Origin of the sequence: Marinoscillum sp. 108, from assembly GCF_902506655.1 — a bacterium.
GTDB classification, from domain to species: Bacteria; Bacteroidota; Bacteroidia; order Cytophagales; family Cyclobacteriaceae; genus Marinoscillum; species Marinoscillum luteum.
Genome location: NZ_LR734808.1, coordinates 2,018,965 through 2,038,252 on the forward strand (window position 1 = coordinate 2,018,965; position 19,288 = coordinate 2,038,252).

Here is a 19,288-nt window from a genome sequence, read left to right on the forward strand (position 1 = left end):
CAGTGTTTTTTAGAATGAAAGATTTAAGCCCAATGTCCACTTTCTCAATCTTGGAATACCACCCCAGTAGCGACCGTCAAGGCCAACTTCAGGATCGTACCCCTCGAACTTCGTGAATGTGAATACATTGGATGCATTCATAAATATTCTTGCTGAAATATTTCCAGGCATACCAATCGTATAACCTAAGTTGAGGTTCTGAATTCTGACAAAGGATCCATCCTCGATCCACCAGTCTGAGAACCGGTTGAACCGACCATCTCGCAAGCTTGGAAATTCGTTAGTCGGATTATCAGGAGTCCATCTAAATGGTCTGTTATTTGGCTGATTAAATGCTTGAGTATTAATTACATCATTACCAAAAACACCATTTAAGAATATGCTAAAATCAAAATTCTTGTAAGAAGCACTTAGGTTCAAACTCGCTGTGAAATCAGGATTTGGGTCACCAATAACCGTCTTATCATTGTTGTCTATTACTCCATCGTCATTGATGTCCACATACTTATACTCTCCCGGATCAGCATCATCACCATCCAATCCTGCATCCAGACCTTCCTCCAGGGTTTGGACTATGCCGTCTGTCTTATATCCATAAAACACATTGACTGGCAAACCCACAGCCAATAGGTTAGGATTGTCACGGTACATCTCAATACTGTTGCCATAAAACTGATACAGCATTCCCGTATTTGGATCTATGGACAACCCAGATTGCTCAACGGTACCCAAATCGGTCACTTCATTCCTATTTCTTGAGTAAATTAGGGTGGTGTTTATGTTAAAATCTTCTTTTTGAACAACCCCTGCATCAATAGTTACTTCAAAACCCTTATTGGTAATTGATCCCTGATTGACAAGCATTCTGTCATATCCTGATGATAGTGGGAGAATTCTTGATTGGATCAAATCATGGGTATTCTTTACATAGTAGTCAAAAATCACCTTTACTCTATTACCCACAAAACCCATATCTGCTCCCAGGTTATACTGAGCGGTGGTTTCCCATCTTAAATCGGGATTAGGAATACCTCCCCATAACACCTCAATTCCGTCCTGTCCAGTGCGACCCACCTCTCTACCCGGTCCTATAGCCGTGATCCACTGGCCATTATTATAGTACTCAGACAGCCCAAATCGACTCAAAGTCTCATAGGGACTCAATCCCTGATTGCCCGAAATACCATAGCTTCCCCTGAACTTCAACTGATCAAACACGCCTAGTTGGCTTATAAAAGCCTCTTCATGCGCTTTCCAACTTATGGCTCCTGAAGGGAAAAAAGCCCATTTGTTATTCGAACCAAACTTGGAAGACCCATCAGCACGAGAAGTAAATGTCAGAAGGTACCTATTCTTTAAGGTATAGTTCAATCTGAAAATACCTGACATCAACGTACTTTCCTGAAAGCTATTGCTTACTTCATTCTGCTCCGGATTTCCTGATCCAATATTTTCATTTTGAAGGTTTGAATTGACAAAATCGAATGCACCAAGATTTGTCCCTCTGTATCGATCATTTTGATACGACCATCCGGTAGTTATTCCAAACGTATGGATGTCCAGTGTTTTGTTGAAATTCACAAAGGTTTCAGAGACGAGCGTTTGCTCCTGCCAATTTCTGATGTACCCTGCTCCATTGTTGTTTTGGCCGTTTAAGGTGTAAATTGGGGGGTCATACTGATCCTGCAAGGAACTACCAAACTTGTAGTTTAACCTTGAGGTTACCTTCACTGATGGGGCAATCTCCCATTCTGCATCTAAAAATGACAACACATCCAGAGTCTTGGTTTTATTCAGCCTGTTCTCTGTTAGGGCAATTGGATGATCAAAGTCATTGTTGTTGTAGCGATGATAAGTACCATCTTCATTATACACAGGTAACAGTGGATTTCGCCAATAGGCAAGGCCGCCATTATTGTTTCTATTGCCCCTATTTACAATGCTTGCTACAGTGACTTTCAAATCATCAAAAACCTGGTGACCAACATTTAGGTTCACATTGATTTTGGAATAGTCATCGTCTATAAAAACTCCTTGATCCGTGTAATAATTACCACTCAAATTGAAGGTAGTTGTGGGATTGGAGCTCGAAACACTAAAAGTGGTGTTATTGGATACGGGTCTATCCCTGAATACAATTTCATCCCATTGTGTATTGTGTGGCCATTCTCCACTTTCTATCTCTGCTATGGATGGATAATAAATGCCGATGTTGTTTTCTGCACCGATATATTGTGGATTGAACCCGCCGTTAATTGCTGCCTCATTACTCAACCTGGCCATCAAAGCCGGATCTCTCCACAAATTCAAACGTGAAGAAAACTCAGAAAACGTGACTTGTTGCCGAACATTCACCGTGGTTTTCCCTGTCTTGGCTTTACGGGTAGTAATGATTATTACACCATTTGCACCTCTTGATCCATAAATAGCCGCCGCGGATGCGTCTTTTAAAATCTCGATCGACTGAATATCTGCTGGATTAATTTGGCTCAAACCACCGGCACCTCCCCACGGAAAACCATCGACCACTACCAAAGGAGAATTAGAACCGCGCAATGAACTCCCTCCACGAATTCTCACAGTAGCACCAGCTCCCGGGTCTTGAGATGAGTTGATCACTTGCAACCCTGCTGCCCTACCCTGTAGTATCCCTTCCACAGAATTGGCAGGAATATCTTCAACATCCTTCATGTCTACCTGAGTGACAGATCCTGTAAGGTCGCTTTTCTTCACCGAGCCATACCCCACTACCACTACTTCTTCCAGACTGGTAAAGTCCGGCTGCATGCGAACATCTATCACTGATCGACCCTCCAAGGGTACCTCTATGGTCTGAAAACCCACAAAGGACACAATAAGTATGCCCCCCTCGGAAACATTCAGCTGGTAATTGCCCTCCACATCAGAGATGGTACCATTGGTAGTCCCCTTCTCCAAAATGGTAGCTCCGGGCAAGGCATCGCCGTATTCGTCGGTGATTTTTCCGGAAACATCAGTTTGCTTATTGATGATCACCTCAATAGGCTCTGTTATTTGCCCCTTTGCTTTGCTTATACTAATCGTTTGATTCACCTGCCTGAAATGAACTCCAGTCTGTCCGGACACTTCCAACAGCAGGTCAGCAACTGCCGCACGCTTTCGGGAAAGCGATAAGTCCACATTTTCACCCAAACTTTTATCTGTATAGAAAAACCTGAAGTTGGTCTGTCTCTCAATGTCCTTCAGCACCTCATCTAGTGAGCCCTCAGGAACATTCAGCTTAATAAACACATCTTTGACACTCTTCACCTGTCCTGTCACCGAATCGGCCAGAATAGAGGACATGGTAAGCACCAGGACCATAAAAGTGTACATAGAATATTTAGTAACCATAATGATGGTTTGAAATATGTATTTCATATTTTTGTTAAGAGTTAATTGAACATTAGGTCAGATTGGCAATCATGAAAGCGACAACTTTCTGTCATGCTGATTTTGATGATTTCAACCGGGGATTTACCACAAGTCCCCGGACTTTTTAGAGAGTCATTTTTTCTTCATACGCATCATTTTTCGTTGAATTCAAGTTTCACTTTTTTGCCTTCCAGCTGATATCTGAAGCCAACCGAATGGCTGAGTATATCCAGGACATTGGACAAATATTCGTTCTTCTGGAAAGTACCAGAGCATTTGATAGAAGGTAAATCCCCGAAAGCCGATATATCTACTCCATACCAGCGCTCCAGCGTTTCTACTACTTCGTTCAGGTCGGTCTTGTCAAAGTACAGGACTCCTTCCTTCCAGTAGGTGACAGCCAGTAAATCTGCTTTCCCTTTGATAATAGATTGATCTGTTCCCAGTGCCGCTCTCTCTCCAGGAGTGAGGTAAACGATCTCATTGGAATTGTTTTTTTCTACTTTGACCTTTCCGGTAACCAGAGTTACTTCTGTTTGTTCGTTGTTATACGATCGTATATTGAAAGAAGTACCCAGAGCCGTAGTGGCCAGATAGCCGCTGTAAACAGTAAATGGTCGGGAGGCATCCTCTGTCACATCAAAGAAGGCCTCACCCACTAGGTACACCTTACGCCCCTCAGCAAACTCATCAATGAAAGAAATGCTACTTTCGGAATTGAGGCTGACAATGGTGCCATCCGGGAGATACACTTTAGACTTTTGTCCGGCAGGGTTGGTCTTTACTACTCGAGCCATTGGCTCTGGAGTAGAAGTAGGGCCGGCTTGATTGTACAGAAGTACAGAAGAAACAGCCAAAATAAGCACAGCTGCTGCTACTTTCCACCACCTGTGCTGATTGCCCCTCTTAGGAGCTTGAATGTGACGCGATACCCCAAGGGTTCGTTCATTGTCTTTCTTAGATGCTAATTTCTTGTACAACTCATCCCCATTCCACTCAAACTCACTTTTCCCTTTGGCCTGCCAGAGTTTATCAATCTCTGCATACACCTCCTCTTCACTTTTTTCAGAAAGATACCATTCCAAAAAGTTCTCGGCTTCCTTTTGCGAAAGCTCTCCATCAAAGTATTTCCTGATTCGTGTGAGTCGATCCATTGTTTCTGGTTTACGCTACTATATAGCCTCAACTCACTCCTGATACTCACTGGTATTTTGATATTTACAATAAAATCATCAAAACAGATCAAACGCTGAATTAAAAAACATAAACACACTAATTTGATGCAATTATTACAACATAAAGATCAAGCCCACTACTCCAGGGGCAACCACCTTCATCTCAATAAGCTTCTCTCTGAGCGATTTCGTGGCCCGATAAATCTGATTTTCAACGGTGCGGGTGGAGAGTTTGAGCCGCTCGGCGATCTCTTCATTGGTGAGATGCTCGAAGTTCTTCATCATGAAAACCTGCTTCTGTTTAGTAGGAAGCTCATCTATAGCCTTGCTGGACAATTCGTCCAGATCTGAAAAAATAACATATTCCTCAGTTTCATTGCTCTCACCTGGCCAATAAGTGATGGCATAGTGCTGAAAAGCCAGAAACCTGGCCCTCTTTCTGGATTGCTTAAATACGATAGACCGAACGATAGAAATGATGTAGGCATTGAAAGAAAGTGAACTATCAAGGTTCTCTCTGTTCCGCCATATTTTCATAAAAACATCCTGCACCACCCCTTCTGCATCTTCATGAAGAAGCCCCATCTTACGGCTGATGTTGTATATTTTGCTGGCATACTTCTCATATAGCTTACTATAGGCATACTCGTCACCATCACGAAGACGTGTCACCAATTCGCTATCACTACCAAATTTCACAGAAAATGCCACCAGCTTTTAAGAAGATTAGGGTTTTACCCTCTAAGCTGGGGCATTTTTTTTCAATTTCAAAATCCCTTAAAACTGAATGTGAAATTTTGGATTCAACTTTCACTGTCAATTATTGAGGGCAAAACAAAAAACCATCGAGCTGACTGGCTCGATGGTTTTCATTACAAATAGACCAGTTGTTCTGCTTTCTCTGGCACCAAAAAAAAGATAAAAGCATACTGAAAGAAGCCAAGGATTGGTTTTTCCTATCATCTGAAAATTCTTAAAAAGATAGATCGGCACCAGCAAAGCATCTTCTACCCGAATAGTAAATGCTATCCTGTTATTCTGAAACCTGTTTGGGCACAATTATCTGATCAGCATCCACTTTAAAATCATAGCGATTCATCTTTCCATTCCAGGTTTTTATTACAGGAACAATGCGGGTCCTTCTTGGAGTCACCTGATGCTCGCTGTAGTGTACGTGATATACATAATACAACTGGCCATCAGGCCCATTAAATAAATCTCCATGACCAGAACCATTTTCGCCTACGATAGACCTATGCAAAATCGGGTTACCCTCATTTTTGATCCATGGCCCGTACGGTGAGTCTGCCACTGCATAACCCATAGCATAGTCAATGTTCATGAAGTGATTGGCCGAATAGAACAGATAGTATTTATCTTTTAGCTTAATCACCGTTGGACCTTCCATGATTGGATCTGATTCGTAATTGGGTGTTGCCTCCCAAGGCTCTGTCTGATCAAAACATTTGGTAAGTGTCTCTAGCTTGATCTCCCCGTTCTTTAGGTCAAATTCCGCTACCCAGAGGAAGTTTCCATGGTCGAATCGAACATGATACAAGTAATACTTACCATCATCGTCTTTGAAAATGTAGGAATCAATATTTTTCTCCGAGCCATCGATTGGCCCTACTTCTCCCTGTCTAAACGGCCCCATCAGAGAATGGGATTTTGTTAATACCGTCTGCTCATTAGCTGTATGAGTCAGGTAGTACGTAGTGCCCTCTTTCAGTATCTGGGGAGCCCAAAATCCTTTGGTTCCGAATGTTTGATCTCCCTGATTCAAAATCATGTACAGTGAGTCCCCTTGATTGCCCGGTACCGCCCAGTTTTTTAAGTCTTTGGAGGTCAACACCGAAAAACCAAGGGGTGGCCTATTCTTGGTTCCCACGAGATAGTAGGTATCTTTTTCCTGATAGATTGTTGGGTCCGCCAAAAAAATCTCTTGTCTATTTTGAGCTAGCAAGTGGCTTGTTGCCAGTAACATGATGGAATAAATGATGTATTTCATAATATCTCTGCTTAATTCCTATTGGTTAATCTTCCTTCTCAATTCCAAATTCATCGACCAGCTGATTATACTCCAGCCTACTAATGGTTATCATACATCCGTGACGCACTTTTTCGGGAAGCGAGTATTTGTCCCAGTCAGCGAAAAAGGTATATCCCGACGCCTGGTACCAGGGGCCACTTAGACTATCAGCTATGGAAAGGCCGTAAGATACACCTGGGTACTGTTCATAATACAAGTACCATACCGCTCCATTTGGCGATGGGATCAGCATGGGTGCCTCTCTGAAATTAGGACTAATGGGATCTGATAGATTATCATATGGGCCCAATGGCGACTCAGAATTCGCTATGCGGATGGTTTTGCCAGTCACCCAATCCAAAGTTGGGTAACGCTCATCTTTAATAATCGTCCAGTATTTCCCTTCTGCCTTTCTTATGAATACATCAATGGTACCCATATCCCAAGGCAATAGTCTCTCAGGGTACGCCGAAAAGGTTTTCAGGTCTTTGGAGGTGACATAAAGTGTGCGCTGACTTGCCCAGTACCGCTCAGGATCCTCCTTTGTTCCTTCCTGATGTGGAGTATGCCAGGTCATTACATACTCACCGGAGGCCTCATCATAATAGAGCTTTGGAGCTCCTATCCGCTGCAGTGCTTGTGAGTATCCGGGGGTTTTCTTCAGTTCAGGTATATAAACGCTATGTGTCTTCCAGTCGATCAGATTCTCCGAAACCCAGATATTAATCTCAGGAGAGGCATCGCTCCGGTTTCCAGCAATATAATAGCGCCCGTCATGTCCTTTGGTGATATCCGGGTGCCCTTTGTAGTCTTCAAATACACAATTGCCATCGTTCAAGCGGTACCAGTGCAGACCATCGAGACTCACGGAGTAGTACAACCGACCATAATCCTCATGGGTCATGTGAGCAAAGAGATATGCTTCGTTAACGGGCTGTTCTCCCACCTCAACTTGCCCTGGTGGATCTGGCTGTTGTGCCAGAAGCGAAAAAGCACTTATGCCGATCAGCGCGACAACTGTCAGGTACTTCATTTTGGATAGATTAGTGAGGGTTAGCTGCCCTTGGGCCCAAAGGCTTTGGAGCAGCATCACCAACAAACAGGTGTTCTTTCTTGGTGTCATAGTTTGGGATTAATTAGCAGGTATTTCTTTATTGATTACTCGAGCCCATGTCAATGTAGCGTGGACCTTTCTGAAGGAGACGAGACTGGTGAAACCAAAAGGACCAAGACATACACTGAGCAGGTATTTTCTCATTTTTTTGATGGTTTGTGAGATAAATCAGGCGGACACACAACACCACCCCATTAATCTCCACTAGAGCTTACAGTAAGCTCTTTAATCAGGTCAACCTCTTCCTGACTGTATACAGAGCCATCCTTTCGGAAAATATCGTGAAACCAAACCTCCGGCTCCTCACCACTGGCTATCGGGGTATCCCAGGCATAAATGGTGTTGGACTTGCCGGCCACCAATCCCCAGTTATATGCAGCAATGTTATGTGCTTTGAGCATCGGCATGATGTCGGCAAAAGTGCTATTTCTAGTCCTGGCCATGTATTCGGTACAGAGCATTGGTTTACCATACTGCTTCAGGGTATCAATCATTGCGGCATGATGAGCACTGTCTTCGTAATTGTGATAGGTGATCACATCCGAATTGGCCAACTGATACTTATTGAGGTCGGTAAGCGAGCTATTCCACACGCCAGCAGAAAGTGGCTGAGAGGGATTTACCTCACGCCCCCACTGAAAAATACTAGTCAAAAGTGGCATAGATCGATTGCCATAGCCAGAGTTGCCGGGTTCGTTATAGACATCCCAAAGTACAATGCGTTCATCATCGGCGAAATGCTTCATCACGTCCTTCACATAAGCTTCCAATTGCTCCGACAATTGAGGTTCGTCATAGATCAGCTGCCCGGGATCCTGCACCCAGCCGGAGTTATGTGTGCCCGTTTTTGGCTCGGGCTGCGGGCCAGCCGCATAGGTATTATTCCAGCAGTCGTCAAAAAAGACAAACATGGTGGCGATTCCATGGCCATCAGCTGTCTTTAAGTACTGTTCCATTCGGTTTTTGAAACCTTCCGGATCTTGCTCCCATGCCAGGTGATGCAGGTAGACCCGCATAGAGTTCATTCCAATATCCGCTGCCCAGCCGAGCTCACGATCTATGGTTTCCAGATCAAAAGACTCAGCCTGCCAGGTTTCCAACTGATTGATGGCCGAACTTGGGTTGAAATTAGCTCCCCGGAGCCAGCCCCACTTTTCATACCACTGATTGGCTTGTTCTTTTGACCAAACAGCTCTCACTACGGGCTTTTCGATTGATTCTTTAGATTGTTCTTTGGGCGTGCTACAGGCAAATACCACCAATATGGTGAGTAGAAACAGTAGGTTGGATGGTTTTGACTTTATCATATCTATTTGTTTATTCTGTTAATTTCAATGCAGACCAGGTATATGGCTGATCTGGCTTGTTACTGGATAAATTTTCGGTATATGTGGCGGTGGCTGATTGCTCGTGCAACTGTACATGGTAGCCAATACGCTGATCCATGATAGGCAGATCACCCAGTTCACCCCATGGGATTTTGGTTTCCAAGACATAACCTTCGCTGGTGGTTTGAGCAAATATGATTGTCTCAGAGTCGTTGATAGTTTTCCATAACCCATGATCACCTATACTCCATTCCAATTCGCCATTGTGATAAAACCGAAAGGCATAAACACCCTCCGCCGGTGCTTCATAGGATCGATTTTGAGGGTCCAGATACAGAGAAATACCATCTGTACCACGTACCTCCTGATCTTTGACTATGGTCCTGAGGTACAGATATTGCTCATCATAGGAGAATCTGAAACGAGCCTGAGTAGCTCCTCTCCCACCTATGAATACACTATCTGCAGCTAGGAAATTTTCTGGGAAATCCTCATCAGATGACACAATTGCTTTAGGAACCTTAAGCACCGCTGGTATCACCACTCCTTTGATCATCCAGACCGCTATATTCGGACCAAAAGCATTGGTAGAGCCCAATGCAATCACCTCATGATCATTGATCACCCGAATGGAGTTCCAAAGACAGGTTTTTTCCGGGTTTTCGAAATAAAATGGCCTGCTCTTACAGCCAAATGACCAGGTATTCGCATCTCCAATGGCAACCACCATGTCTGACTGATCCCATTGGTTTCGTGCTCTGAACTCGTCGCTTTGATAAGACAACAACACCTCACCTCCTGGTAGCTGTTGGACATACGGCGCTCCGGCGTATTTGGTGCCTGCTATTCTGTTTTCACCCTCAAATAATGATTTTCGCGCTGAGGCCGACCCGCCAACAGGTGCTTGTGCCCAACTGCCATCTTCACTTTCGATGATCACAGGCTTAAATTCAGGGGGCAAAACACCATTATCTTCTATAGACATAACCACCCGACCGTCGTTCAGGATCAGTGGTACAGGCATGCCGTCCCGGTGTCCACTCCTGAAACTGATAGTCTTTCCGTCAGACCATGTCAGCCCATCATCGATGGAGCTAAACATAGTTATTTCCTGCTCGGCACTATTGGTATAAGGCCCCTCATTGGCGATGTACAACTGTATTTCACCATTTGGAAATTGGATCTGAGCGGGTTCCCAGCATCCATTTTCGAAAGCCGTGCCTGCCTGATAAACTTCTGTATAGACCGACCAGGTAACACCAAAATCCTGGCTCATCTTGATGCGTATTCCAAACCGGCTCCCAGTGGGTGCCTGAGCTCCCGGCCGCATGTTATAAGATACCATCACCGTACTATTTTGCAACTGGAGGATTTCCGGAACGGTGGCCAGGACTCCACCCTCGGGTGAAGCTATTACCACATCCTCACTCCAGGTTTCGCCCTCATCCCAACTCTTGCGACCATGTATATGACCTTCACTTTCGTAGACGACAAACCATGAATTATCCTCCAATACTGACATGCGGGCATAACCACCGTATCCTGAACCAGCTGGAGACAGCTGCTGACGGGTGGAATAGTCCCAGGCCAATCTAATCCCATGAGTAGGCTCCTTACTACCCACCGATAGCTCGGGAATGGGTGCATCATTTTTGCAGGCTACTGAAGCCAGTAGAAGTAGAAAAAACGTACTTAATTGATAGTGCATAAGGAAAAATCAAAGACAGGGTAGCCACCGAAACAGACCATGGCAAACGATCCGTTTCGGCGCTACCCTACTCTATGAGAGAGGATTCAGTGAAAATTAATATTCTGCGTGCTGATCCAGGTTCGGGTTGTTTTCTACATCCACCTGTGGAATGGGCAGTCGGTGAGACTTACCCACTACGAAATTGTTAAAATCGGGATCTCTGAGTGCAATAGCATCCACTCTCGCCTGGGTATTAAGATCACCCCATCGCTTCAGATCCATCCAGCGGGTACTTTCTCCACAAAGCTCCAGTACGCGCTCCACTTTTAGCCGCTCAAGGAAAAGGTCTTGGTCCACCCCAATGGCTGGATAAGCGGTGGCCAAAGGAAGCATATTAGCTCTGGCACGTACTTCATCTACATACTGATAGGCCTGCGCTGTATTTCCCAACTCATTGAGTACTTCAGCATACAAGAGCAGGATGTCTGCATAGCGGATCAGCCTCAGGTTTACCTGTGAGAAGTAATCCTCATTGTCTCGGTAATAATCCCGCTGATATTTCCTGAAGTAAGCATCATCAGGTCCCCACTGCCAGTCGCGACCATAGGTTTTGTCTCCGAAATCAGCCTCCAGCTCTGAATATATCGCAGAGTGTCTCAGTCTTTCATCCAAATTGCCATCCTGATCGAGTTCTTTCTTAAACTCATCCACTACCCAATGTCTTAACTGACCATCTGACCATCCAATGCCCCCGGGTGCAAAAAATTGCGCTCGGTTATTTCCCATACTGGCATTGGGAACTTCTCCATCACCTCCACCAAAATTGGCATCCGAAAACTGTATTTCGAATACGGATTCGGAGTTGTTCTCATTGAGGTGGGTAAAGTTGTCTTTGAAGTTTGGTACCAATGAGTACAGCCCGCTGCCCTCCCCTGTAAAGAAGTAATCAAGAGCAGTTTTGGCGTCATTCCACATATGCTGCTGCATATAGGTTTTGGCGATAAATGCCTGGGCCGCGCCTTTGGTAGGTCTCCCTACATTGGCATCATCCCAGGAAGGCGGCAGCACGGCCAACGCTTCGGTCATGTCGGTCACTACCTGCTCCCATATCTCCGCCTGAGTTCTTTTTTCCGGCAGGTCTTCAGGGCTAGAAGGCTCTAAAACAATGGGTGCGTCCTCCCACAAATTGGCAATATTGAAGTAGTAAAACCCTCTAAAAAACTTGGCCTGAGCCAAAATCAATTGCTTCTCGGTCTCATCCATATCGATATCCGGCACATTGGCCAACACCTGATTGCAACGATAGATAGCCTTATAGTGATCTCTCCAGGTCTGCACCTGTCCTTCCCAGAAGTTATAGTTGATATACTGAAAGCGTGTCCAATCCGCCAGCTCTATCCAGGGACTCTTGCTATAGCCAATATCTGAGGTCAGGTCATATCGGAAATAAATCCACCTGCTCCAAAGTCCTGGCTTGTACTGCATGGCGTAGATGGCATTGACACCCAATCTGGCATCTTCGGCTGAGGCCCAAAACTGATCCTCGGTAAGCGTATTTGGATTTTTGACATCCAACAGGTCCTCATCACAGCTATAAAGTGTCAATCCGACCACTACTAGAAATATATATTTAAGATTTTTCATTTCGCTTTGATGTTTTATTTAAAATCCAAAATTCAGACCCATAGAAAAGGTTTTCACATTGGGAAAGGCCCCCAGATCAAACCCTCGCTCATAGATACCCGGGCCTCGAAACTCAGGATCCAGGCCACTGTACTTGGTGAGGGTGATCAAGTTTTGACCGGAGATTGATACCTGCGCTGTTTCGAACCCAATGCGCTCTACCCAGGCGCTGGGCAGGTTATAAGCCAGGCTGATGAACTTCATCCTCGCAAAATTTCCGTTCTCCAACCATCGATCCGCATCACCTCTAGAATTGAGGGTGGTCCCGTAATAGGCCCTGGGCACGTCCGTATCGGGATTTTCAGGGGTCCAGGGTTTAATTCCGGCCGGGTAGTTGGAGTTGTCATCAAATCGCCCCATCAAAGACATGGGACCATTGTAGACGGTAGCGCCTAATGAACTGAACCATGTCATGGAAAACTCAAAGTTTTGGTACGACGCATTAAAGTTGAAACCAAGCTCTATATCCGCCCATGGGTTGCCCATTACTACTTTATCGTCATTTGTAATCTGGCCGTCACCATTGTGATCTACGAAGCGGATATCGCCCGGCTGTGCTCCAGGCTGAATGATCTGACCGTCGGTCGTGTGTCCCTCTATATCCTGAGTGGTCTGAAATAGACCATCTGTCTCCAGCACGTACCACATCCCGATGGGTTGTCCCACTTCTGTCACGGTATTGCCTACGTAGATGTCATTTCTACCATAGCCCAGGCTGAGCACCTCATTTTTGATAGTAGTAACATTCAGCGTGGTGTTGTATTTGAATGCTTTCTCTGCTTCAGAGTAAGTCAGTGATAGCTCAAATCCTGAATTTTTCAGCGAGGCTGCATTTACAACAGGGTTGCCCCCATCGTTACCAGTGGTCAACGTGATTGGTGCCTCTGTGAGGACATCCTTGGTCTCGGAGATGTAATATTCAGCTGTAGCGGTAAGTTTGTTTTTCAACAAGCCAAGATCCAGGCCGAAGTTCTTCTGGGTCAGTGTTTCCCATCTCAAATTATTGTTGGCCAATCGGATATTTGTTCCACCTGGTTCTATGTGCTGATCCCGTCCCATGGCGATGGTCGGAAAAGTATTGATGGTCTGCTGATAATCCCAGTAGCCAATATTGCTACTCCCCAGCGTACCATAGTTTGCTCTTAGCTTCAGGTTGCTGATCAGGCTGCTATTGAAAAATGCCTCGTCGCTGATTCTCCATGCTGCTGCCAGGGATGGAAAGCTTGACCATCTGTTATCCTTGCTTAGTCTGGAAGTACCATCCTTTCTAAACACAGCATTCAGAATGTATTTATTGTCATAGGTATAGTTGATCCTACCCAGATACGAAATCAATACTGCCTCCTGTCTAAACCCTGTAACTACTGCCTGATCTCCCTGATCCAACACGGTATAGTACTGGCCTGTGGTCGGATTCTGAGGAAGGTTGCGCTTTACCCCTTCCATTCTGGCATATTTGTCATTTTGAAAGGTCTGCCCCAGTAGAACGTCAACCTGATGTTTGCCAAAGTCCTTGTTGAAATTAAGGGTGTTTTCCACCAAAAGCGTACTTGATTCACCTCTATTCTCAATAGCTATGGAAGGATCATAAGGCTGATTCAGGGTCCAATTACCCTCCTTTCTCAGGAACTGATAATGATCATTGCTCCTTTCATAACCCATGTTTACCCGGTATTTGAGTGAGGGCAAAAACTGCAACTCAGACCAAACATTGCCGCGCACCCTGAAATTAGCATTGGTGCGGTCTTCCAGCTCAGCAATAGCAACTGGGTTGGTGCCAAATGTACGAGCACGTGCCTCATTCCCATAGCCATAGCCACCAGGGTTGTTTTCATCATACACAGGAATAGTAGGCATCAATCTGATCACATCAAAGATTGGATTTCCTGACATTTCATCTGCTTGAGCATTGGTGATAGCGATGTTTTCCCCAACACTAAAAATTCCTTTTTTCGCTGACGTATTCACCCTGAAGCTCATTCGTTCAAAGCCCGTGCTGATAACCGTGCCTTTGTTTTCGAAATAGTTGCCTGAGATCAGGTAGTTGCCATTGGGGCCGCCACCAGAAAAGGACAAGTTATAATCCTGAATTCTCCCTGACTGAAAGGCTTCATCCTGCCAATCGGTATCATTAGTCAGATCATGATCCTGTCTGGGTACGCCGGCATTGTCATAAGCCATATTATTGAGTTGGATATACTCATCACGATCTGCCAGCTCATACCTCGGGATCTGTTGTACCCCGGTTTTTCCCGAAAACTTGACCTGAAGTGGGCCTTCCCGCCCCTTTTTGGTAGTAATAATGATCACACCATTGGCCGCTCTGGATCCGTAAATAGCCGCTGCAGACGCATCCTTCAGAATCTGAATGGATTCGATATCGTTGGGATTGAAGTCACGGTTGGCCGTGGTGATCATCCCGTCAATTACGTACAGTGGAGGCTGATTGCTGAAGTTACTCAGCCCACGAATTTGAATTTGAGCTTCGCTACCCGGCTGGCCTCCTCCTCTGATATTTACGCCAGTGGCAAGTCCCTGCATAGCTTCCGCTACAGTGGTAGCTTGTCTCTTTTGCAACTCTTCAGTATCAACTACGGACACTGCCCCTGTTAAATCTGCTTTCTTTTGCTCTCCGTAACCGATCACCACTACCTCCTGCAAACTTGTGTAATCAGGCTCCAGCGTGATGTCAAAATTAGTACGATCACCCACCGTAACCTCCTGGGTATGATAGCCTACAAATGAGATAAGCAAGCTGGCTTCCTCTGACACTTCGATCTTAAACTGTCCGTCAATGTCAGTGATGGTACCATTGGTAGTGCCTTTTTCTACAATAGTAGCACCAGGCAATCCTTCTTCATTCTCGTCAATAACCCGTCCGGAAATCTCTCGTTTGACATACACCACTTCTGACACTACCGGCAGCTTCTCTGCCTCATTTACCTTCTTGATGGTAATGGTCTCATTGATCCGCCTGAGTGAAACCCGTGCCTGCACGGAGATTTCTTTCAGCAGATCATCCATATTCCACTTACCTGTTGTTAGGTAAATACTTTTGTCCTTTAACTCCCTTTTGGAGTACGCAAAGGAAAACTCACTGGAACCTTCGATCTCTTCCAAAAGATCAATGAGTCTCTTCCCTTCGTAATTCAATTCGAAGCTGATCTCGCTCAGGTATTTACGCTGAGCGGAGGTCTCATATGCGAACGCCATGGTGAGCGAATAGCACATGATAATCGCATAAATCGCAATTTTGGACATGCGAATGATTAATTTTTGTAATTTTGCATGCATAGAGTTTTTGTTTAAGTCAGAAACTTTTCCGAGAGCTGAGAACCTTTCCCCAAAGTCCTCTCAGCTTTCTTTTTTTATATATTAGGTTTACTTGATAATTACTTTTTTTCCATCTATTTCATATTCAAAATCATAAGCATAGGATAAGCTCTCCAAAACGGCTTTCAGTGTCGGATTTTTATATCGAGCAGTAAAAGCCTTTTTGTAATCCAGTTCGCGCTTAATCTCAAACTTCACATCATACCACCTGGAAAGTTCCTTGATAATATCCTTAATACCCCGATCTTCAAAAATCAGCGCCTGATCCATCCAGCCGAAAACCTGTTGGCTGTCCTCTATCCTCTTTTTGTCAAAGAAATTGCTCCCCGTGGTGTACACGACCATTTCGTCAGGCACCAACACCACATCTGATTCAGAAAACGAACTTTCTACCGAGACGCTACCAGTTTTCACGGCTACTTCTATCTGCTCAGCATCTGGATATGAGCGCACATTGAACGAAGTTCCTAGCACCTGCACATTTACTTCGCCGGATTTGATTTTGAAAGGCCGTGACTCATCCCTTGCCACATCAAAAAAGGCCTCCCCTACCAAAGTAACTTCCCGTTTGCTCTCAGAGAAGACCTTAGGATAAGAGAGCATACTTCCAGAATTCAGTTTTACTATGGTGCCATCCGATAGCTCAAAGGTCAGTTTCTGACCATTGGCCGCTTCTTTCTCTATCTGAACCTCCTGCGTGGCTACATGGCTGGTTTCAGCCGAGTTGGTAGCATCCCACACAAGATAGAGTCCAATTCCCAAAACCATGACTGCCGCCACCCTGATCAGATAGTCAAAAGCTCCAAGCGATCTTTCTTTTGGCAACTCATGAGAGGGCGTAGCACTGTTGACAATGCGATCAAGCACGGCTGATTTTGAAGTGAGAATCTCGTCAGCCGACAATTTCCAATCTGCCACAATGTTCTCAAACACTTTGCGATTGAGAGCGTCCTCCTCCAGCCAAGACTTGAGCTTCACCTCCTCCTCTCGGGTGAGATCGTTTATTAGATATTTTGAAATAAGGTGCTCCATTGTATTTTAATCCTTACACCTAGAAGAGTCAATTCACCGTGGAAATACTGACGAGATTGCAAACAAATACAATCTAAACACCACATAACCCAATACACTATTACATTTCATAATGAAAGGCTTATTCTGTTAAAAATATTAAAACAAAGGGTTTTACTAAAGCTGAGCCAACAGGGTGCTAATGACGAGGGCTGATAAGGAACCAATGCTTGTGAAGAAGTGGTAGTTTTTATCAGATTCCTTAAAGTGTTCCCGTAGTCCTTCTTTGATTTTTCGGAGCGCTAAATGCAAGTGGCTCTCCACTGTGCGTTTGGAGATCCCCAGCTCATCTGCAATCTGTTGATTGGTGTAGCCCTTGTTTTTGGCCAGGTCATACACCACCCGATTGTGCAGCGACAAATCGGAAAGAATGGTAGTCACCAACTCATCCAATTCCTTGCCTAAGAGGAGGTTTTCAGGGTCCACGGCATCTGAGATCTGCAGAGTTTCATCATAATTGGAATAAGAGAAACGTCGCAAATCTTTGGAAGCCATGCGTATGGCCAAATGCTTTACGGAGACGTGCAGATAAGAGCCTAACTCCTGTATATTGGAATAATCCGGACGCTTGTTCCAGATGTTGAGAAAGACTTCTGATACAACATCCTCGGCGAGTTGCTTGCCCTTGGTGATCGAAAACGCATACCTAAAGAGACGTTCGAAGTTGGCTTCATAGACCTCTTCGAACCATCCCTTGAATGAATCGTCATCAGAAAGCTTCCGTATGTTCGTTTTCTTTGTCAAAAGAGTTGATTATGAACCTCTCAAAACTCCGGGATTTTGATCCACTTGTTTTGAATTCAATCGGAAAAATAAGAAAGATTATTAGAAATTTATCACTGATTTGAAAATTACCCCACCTGACACCTAGCTGATTTAGGTGGATAAATGACATGCTCCCAGTGTGATACACTGGGGTGTGCCCATAAAAAAAGCATGGGTAACGGAGCTGATGCTCCGTTACCCATGCCCTCATTCAAATATCTGTTAATGACTTACTTATGCCATAAATTCTCAATCTCTTCCAGGCTCTTGCCTTTGGTTTCGGGGACAAACTTCCATACAAACCATGCAGCGATGAAGCCAATGATTCCATAAATCCAGTAAGCAAAACCATGATTGAATTTTTCCACCAACCAGGAATTGTTATTCATCATCGGGAAAGTCTGTGAAACCACAAAGTTGGAAATCCACTGAGCGGCTACCGCGAAAGCCATGGCCTTGTCTCGGATGGTATTGGGGAAAATCTCTGAAAGTAATACCCAAGTAACAGGCCCCCAGGAGATGGCAAAAGCAGCTACATAAAGCATCATAAACACCAAAGAGCCCACACCCATGGCATCCATAGAGAAGGTAAGTCCAAGCCCCACCATGCTGACACCCATCGCCAGACCTCCTATGATCTGGAGTGGCTTTCTGCCGAGCTTATCTACCAACAATATGGCAATGACCGTGAATAACAAATTGACGGCACCCACCACGATGGTCTGGAGCAATGCCGCATTGGTGCCGGAGCCTGCATTCTTGAAAATTTCCGGTGCATAATAAAGAACGACATTGATCCCGACAAACTGCTGAAACATGGACAACAGCAAGCCAATGAAAATAACCACAAAACCGAACGACCAAAGCGCACTGCTCTTGTTGAGGTTTATAGCATCTTTGATTTCTTTAAAAACCTCGTTGGCAATCTTTTCTCCATTGATGTTTTTCAGGATCTGTAACGAATCTTCATACTTTCCCCTCAGGGCCAGCCATCTTGGACTTTTAGGAATGGTGAAAAGAAAGGTGATAAACAAGGTAGCAGGAATCAGTTCAGAAGCAAACATCCATCTCCAACCAATCCTTTCCAGCCACTGATCGTCCCCTTGAAGGGAGATGTAGTAGTTGACAAAATAAACCACCAGCATCCCGAAGATGATGGCAAACTGATTCCAGGAAACGAAAAATCCACGCTTATCAGCCGGAGACACCTCGGCCAGGTACATAGGTGAAAGCATAGAGGCAATACCCACACCAAGCCCACCGATGATCCTATAGACCACAAAATGGGTTAGAAAAGTATGGTCACCATCTCCTATAGCCCTGAAACCTAACTCAGGAACGGCAGAGCCCAGTGCCGAGATGGCAAACAATCCGGCGGCCAGCATCAATCCGCCTCTCCTTCCTAGTCTGTGGGCAATGAGTCCGCCTATGGCCCCGCCAATGATACATCCTATCAAAGCGCTGGAGACTGCAAAGCCAAGCAGAGAGTTGGACGAGAGCTCATCTAATCCCCGCGGATCCACAAAAAAAGCCTGCAGTGAACCCACGGTACCAGAGATCACAGCTGTGTCATAGCCAAAGAGCAACCCTCCGAGGGTTGCCACAAGTGCTATCGACTTGATATTTGTTTTAGGTCTTTCTGTCATTATTAAATTCTGTTAGGTTTCTACTCTTTCGCTGGGAATCAAAAAATGCATAGATCTGGTT

The 19,288-nt window shown here is 44.9% G+C and carries 12 protein-coding genes; all 12 read right to left on the minus strand.

All coding sequences use genetic code 11. The features are described 5' to 3' along the window. Positions 1 to 9: 9 nt before the first annotated feature. Positions 10 to 3,399 carry a TonB-dependent receptor gene (locus GV030_RS08290; protein WP_221413304.1) on the minus strand — a complete coding sequence of 1,130 codons (3,390 nt, stop codon included), beginning with the start codon at positions 3,397 to 3,399 and terminating at the stop codon, positions 10 to 12. A gap of 146 nt (positions 3,400 to 3,545) precedes the next feature. After that, the gene (locus tag GV030_RS08295; RefSeq protein WP_159581661.1) at positions 3,546 to 4,547 is read right to left on the minus strand and encodes a FecR family protein; all 1,002 of its coding nucleotides are present in this window, start codon (positions 4,545 to 4,547) and stop codon (positions 3,546 to 3,548) included. A gap of 135 nt (positions 4,548 to 4,682) precedes the next feature. Continuing rightward, entirely contained in the window at positions 4,683 to 5,279 is a 597-nt protein-coding gene (locus GV030_RS08300) for an RNA polymerase sigma factor (protein ID WP_221413305.1), read from the minus strand. A gap of 322 nt (positions 5,280 to 5,601) precedes the next feature. After that, positions 5,602 to 6,576 carry a glycoside hydrolase family 43 protein gene (locus GV030_RS08305; RefSeq protein WP_159581665.1) on the minus strand — a complete coding sequence of 325 codons (975 nt, stop codon included), beginning with the start codon at positions 6,574 to 6,576 and terminating at the stop codon, positions 5,602 to 5,604. 25 nt (positions 6,577 to 6,601) lie between these two features. Beyond that, positions 6,602 to 7,720 (minus strand): hypothetical protein, encoded by a 1,119-nt coding sequence (locus GV030_RS08310; protein WP_221413306.1) that lies wholly within the window; start codon positions 7,718 to 7,720, stop codon positions 6,602 to 6,604. Positions 7,721 to 7,905: 185 nt separating this feature from the next. Then, positions 7,906 to 9,018 (minus strand): glycoside hydrolase family 2 TIM barrel-domain containing protein, encoded by a 1,113-nt coding sequence (locus GV030_RS08315; RefSeq protein WP_159581667.1) that lies wholly within the window; start codon positions 9,016 to 9,018, stop codon positions 7,906 to 7,908. 10 nt (positions 9,019 to 9,028) lie between these two features. Next, the gene (locus GV030_RS08320) at positions 9,029 to 10,747 is read right to left on the minus strand and encodes a sugar-binding protein (RefSeq protein WP_159581669.1); all 1,719 of its coding nucleotides are present in this window, start codon (positions 10,745 to 10,747) and stop codon (positions 9,029 to 9,031) included. Positions 10,748 to 10,843: 96 nt separating this feature from the next. Then, positions 10,844 to 12,373, minus strand: coding sequence for a RagB/SusD family nutrient uptake outer membrane protein (locus GV030_RS08325; protein ID WP_159581671.1), 1,530 nt, complete (start codon positions 12,371 to 12,373; stop codon positions 10,844 to 10,846). An 18-nt stretch (positions 12,374 to 12,391) separates the two neighbouring features. Further along, positions 12,392 to 15,706, minus strand: a complete 3,315-nt coding sequence (locus tag GV030_RS08330; protein ID WP_255465247.1) for a TonB-dependent receptor — start codon at positions 15,704 to 15,706, stop codon at positions 12,392 to 12,394. A gap of 87 nt (positions 15,707 to 15,793) precedes the next feature. Next, on the minus strand, positions 15,794 to 16,777 hold the full coding sequence (locus GV030_RS08335; RefSeq protein ID WP_159581673.1) for a FecR family protein: 984 nt from the start codon (positions 16,775 to 16,777) through the stop codon (positions 15,794 to 15,796). A 156-nt stretch (positions 16,778 to 16,933) separates the two neighbouring features. Then, complete coding sequence (locus tag GV030_RS08340; protein WP_159581675.1) at positions 16,934 to 17,560, minus strand: RNA polymerase sigma factor; 627 nt, start codon at positions 17,558 to 17,560, stop codon at positions 16,934 to 16,936. Positions 17,561 to 17,811: 251 nt separating this feature from the next. Continuing rightward, positions 17,812 to 19,227, minus strand: coding sequence for a D-xylose transporter XylE (xylE, locus tag GV030_RS08345; protein ID WP_159581677.1), 1,416 nt, complete (start codon positions 19,225 to 19,227; stop codon positions 17,812 to 17,814). Positions 19,228 to 19,288 lie beyond the last annotated feature (61 nt).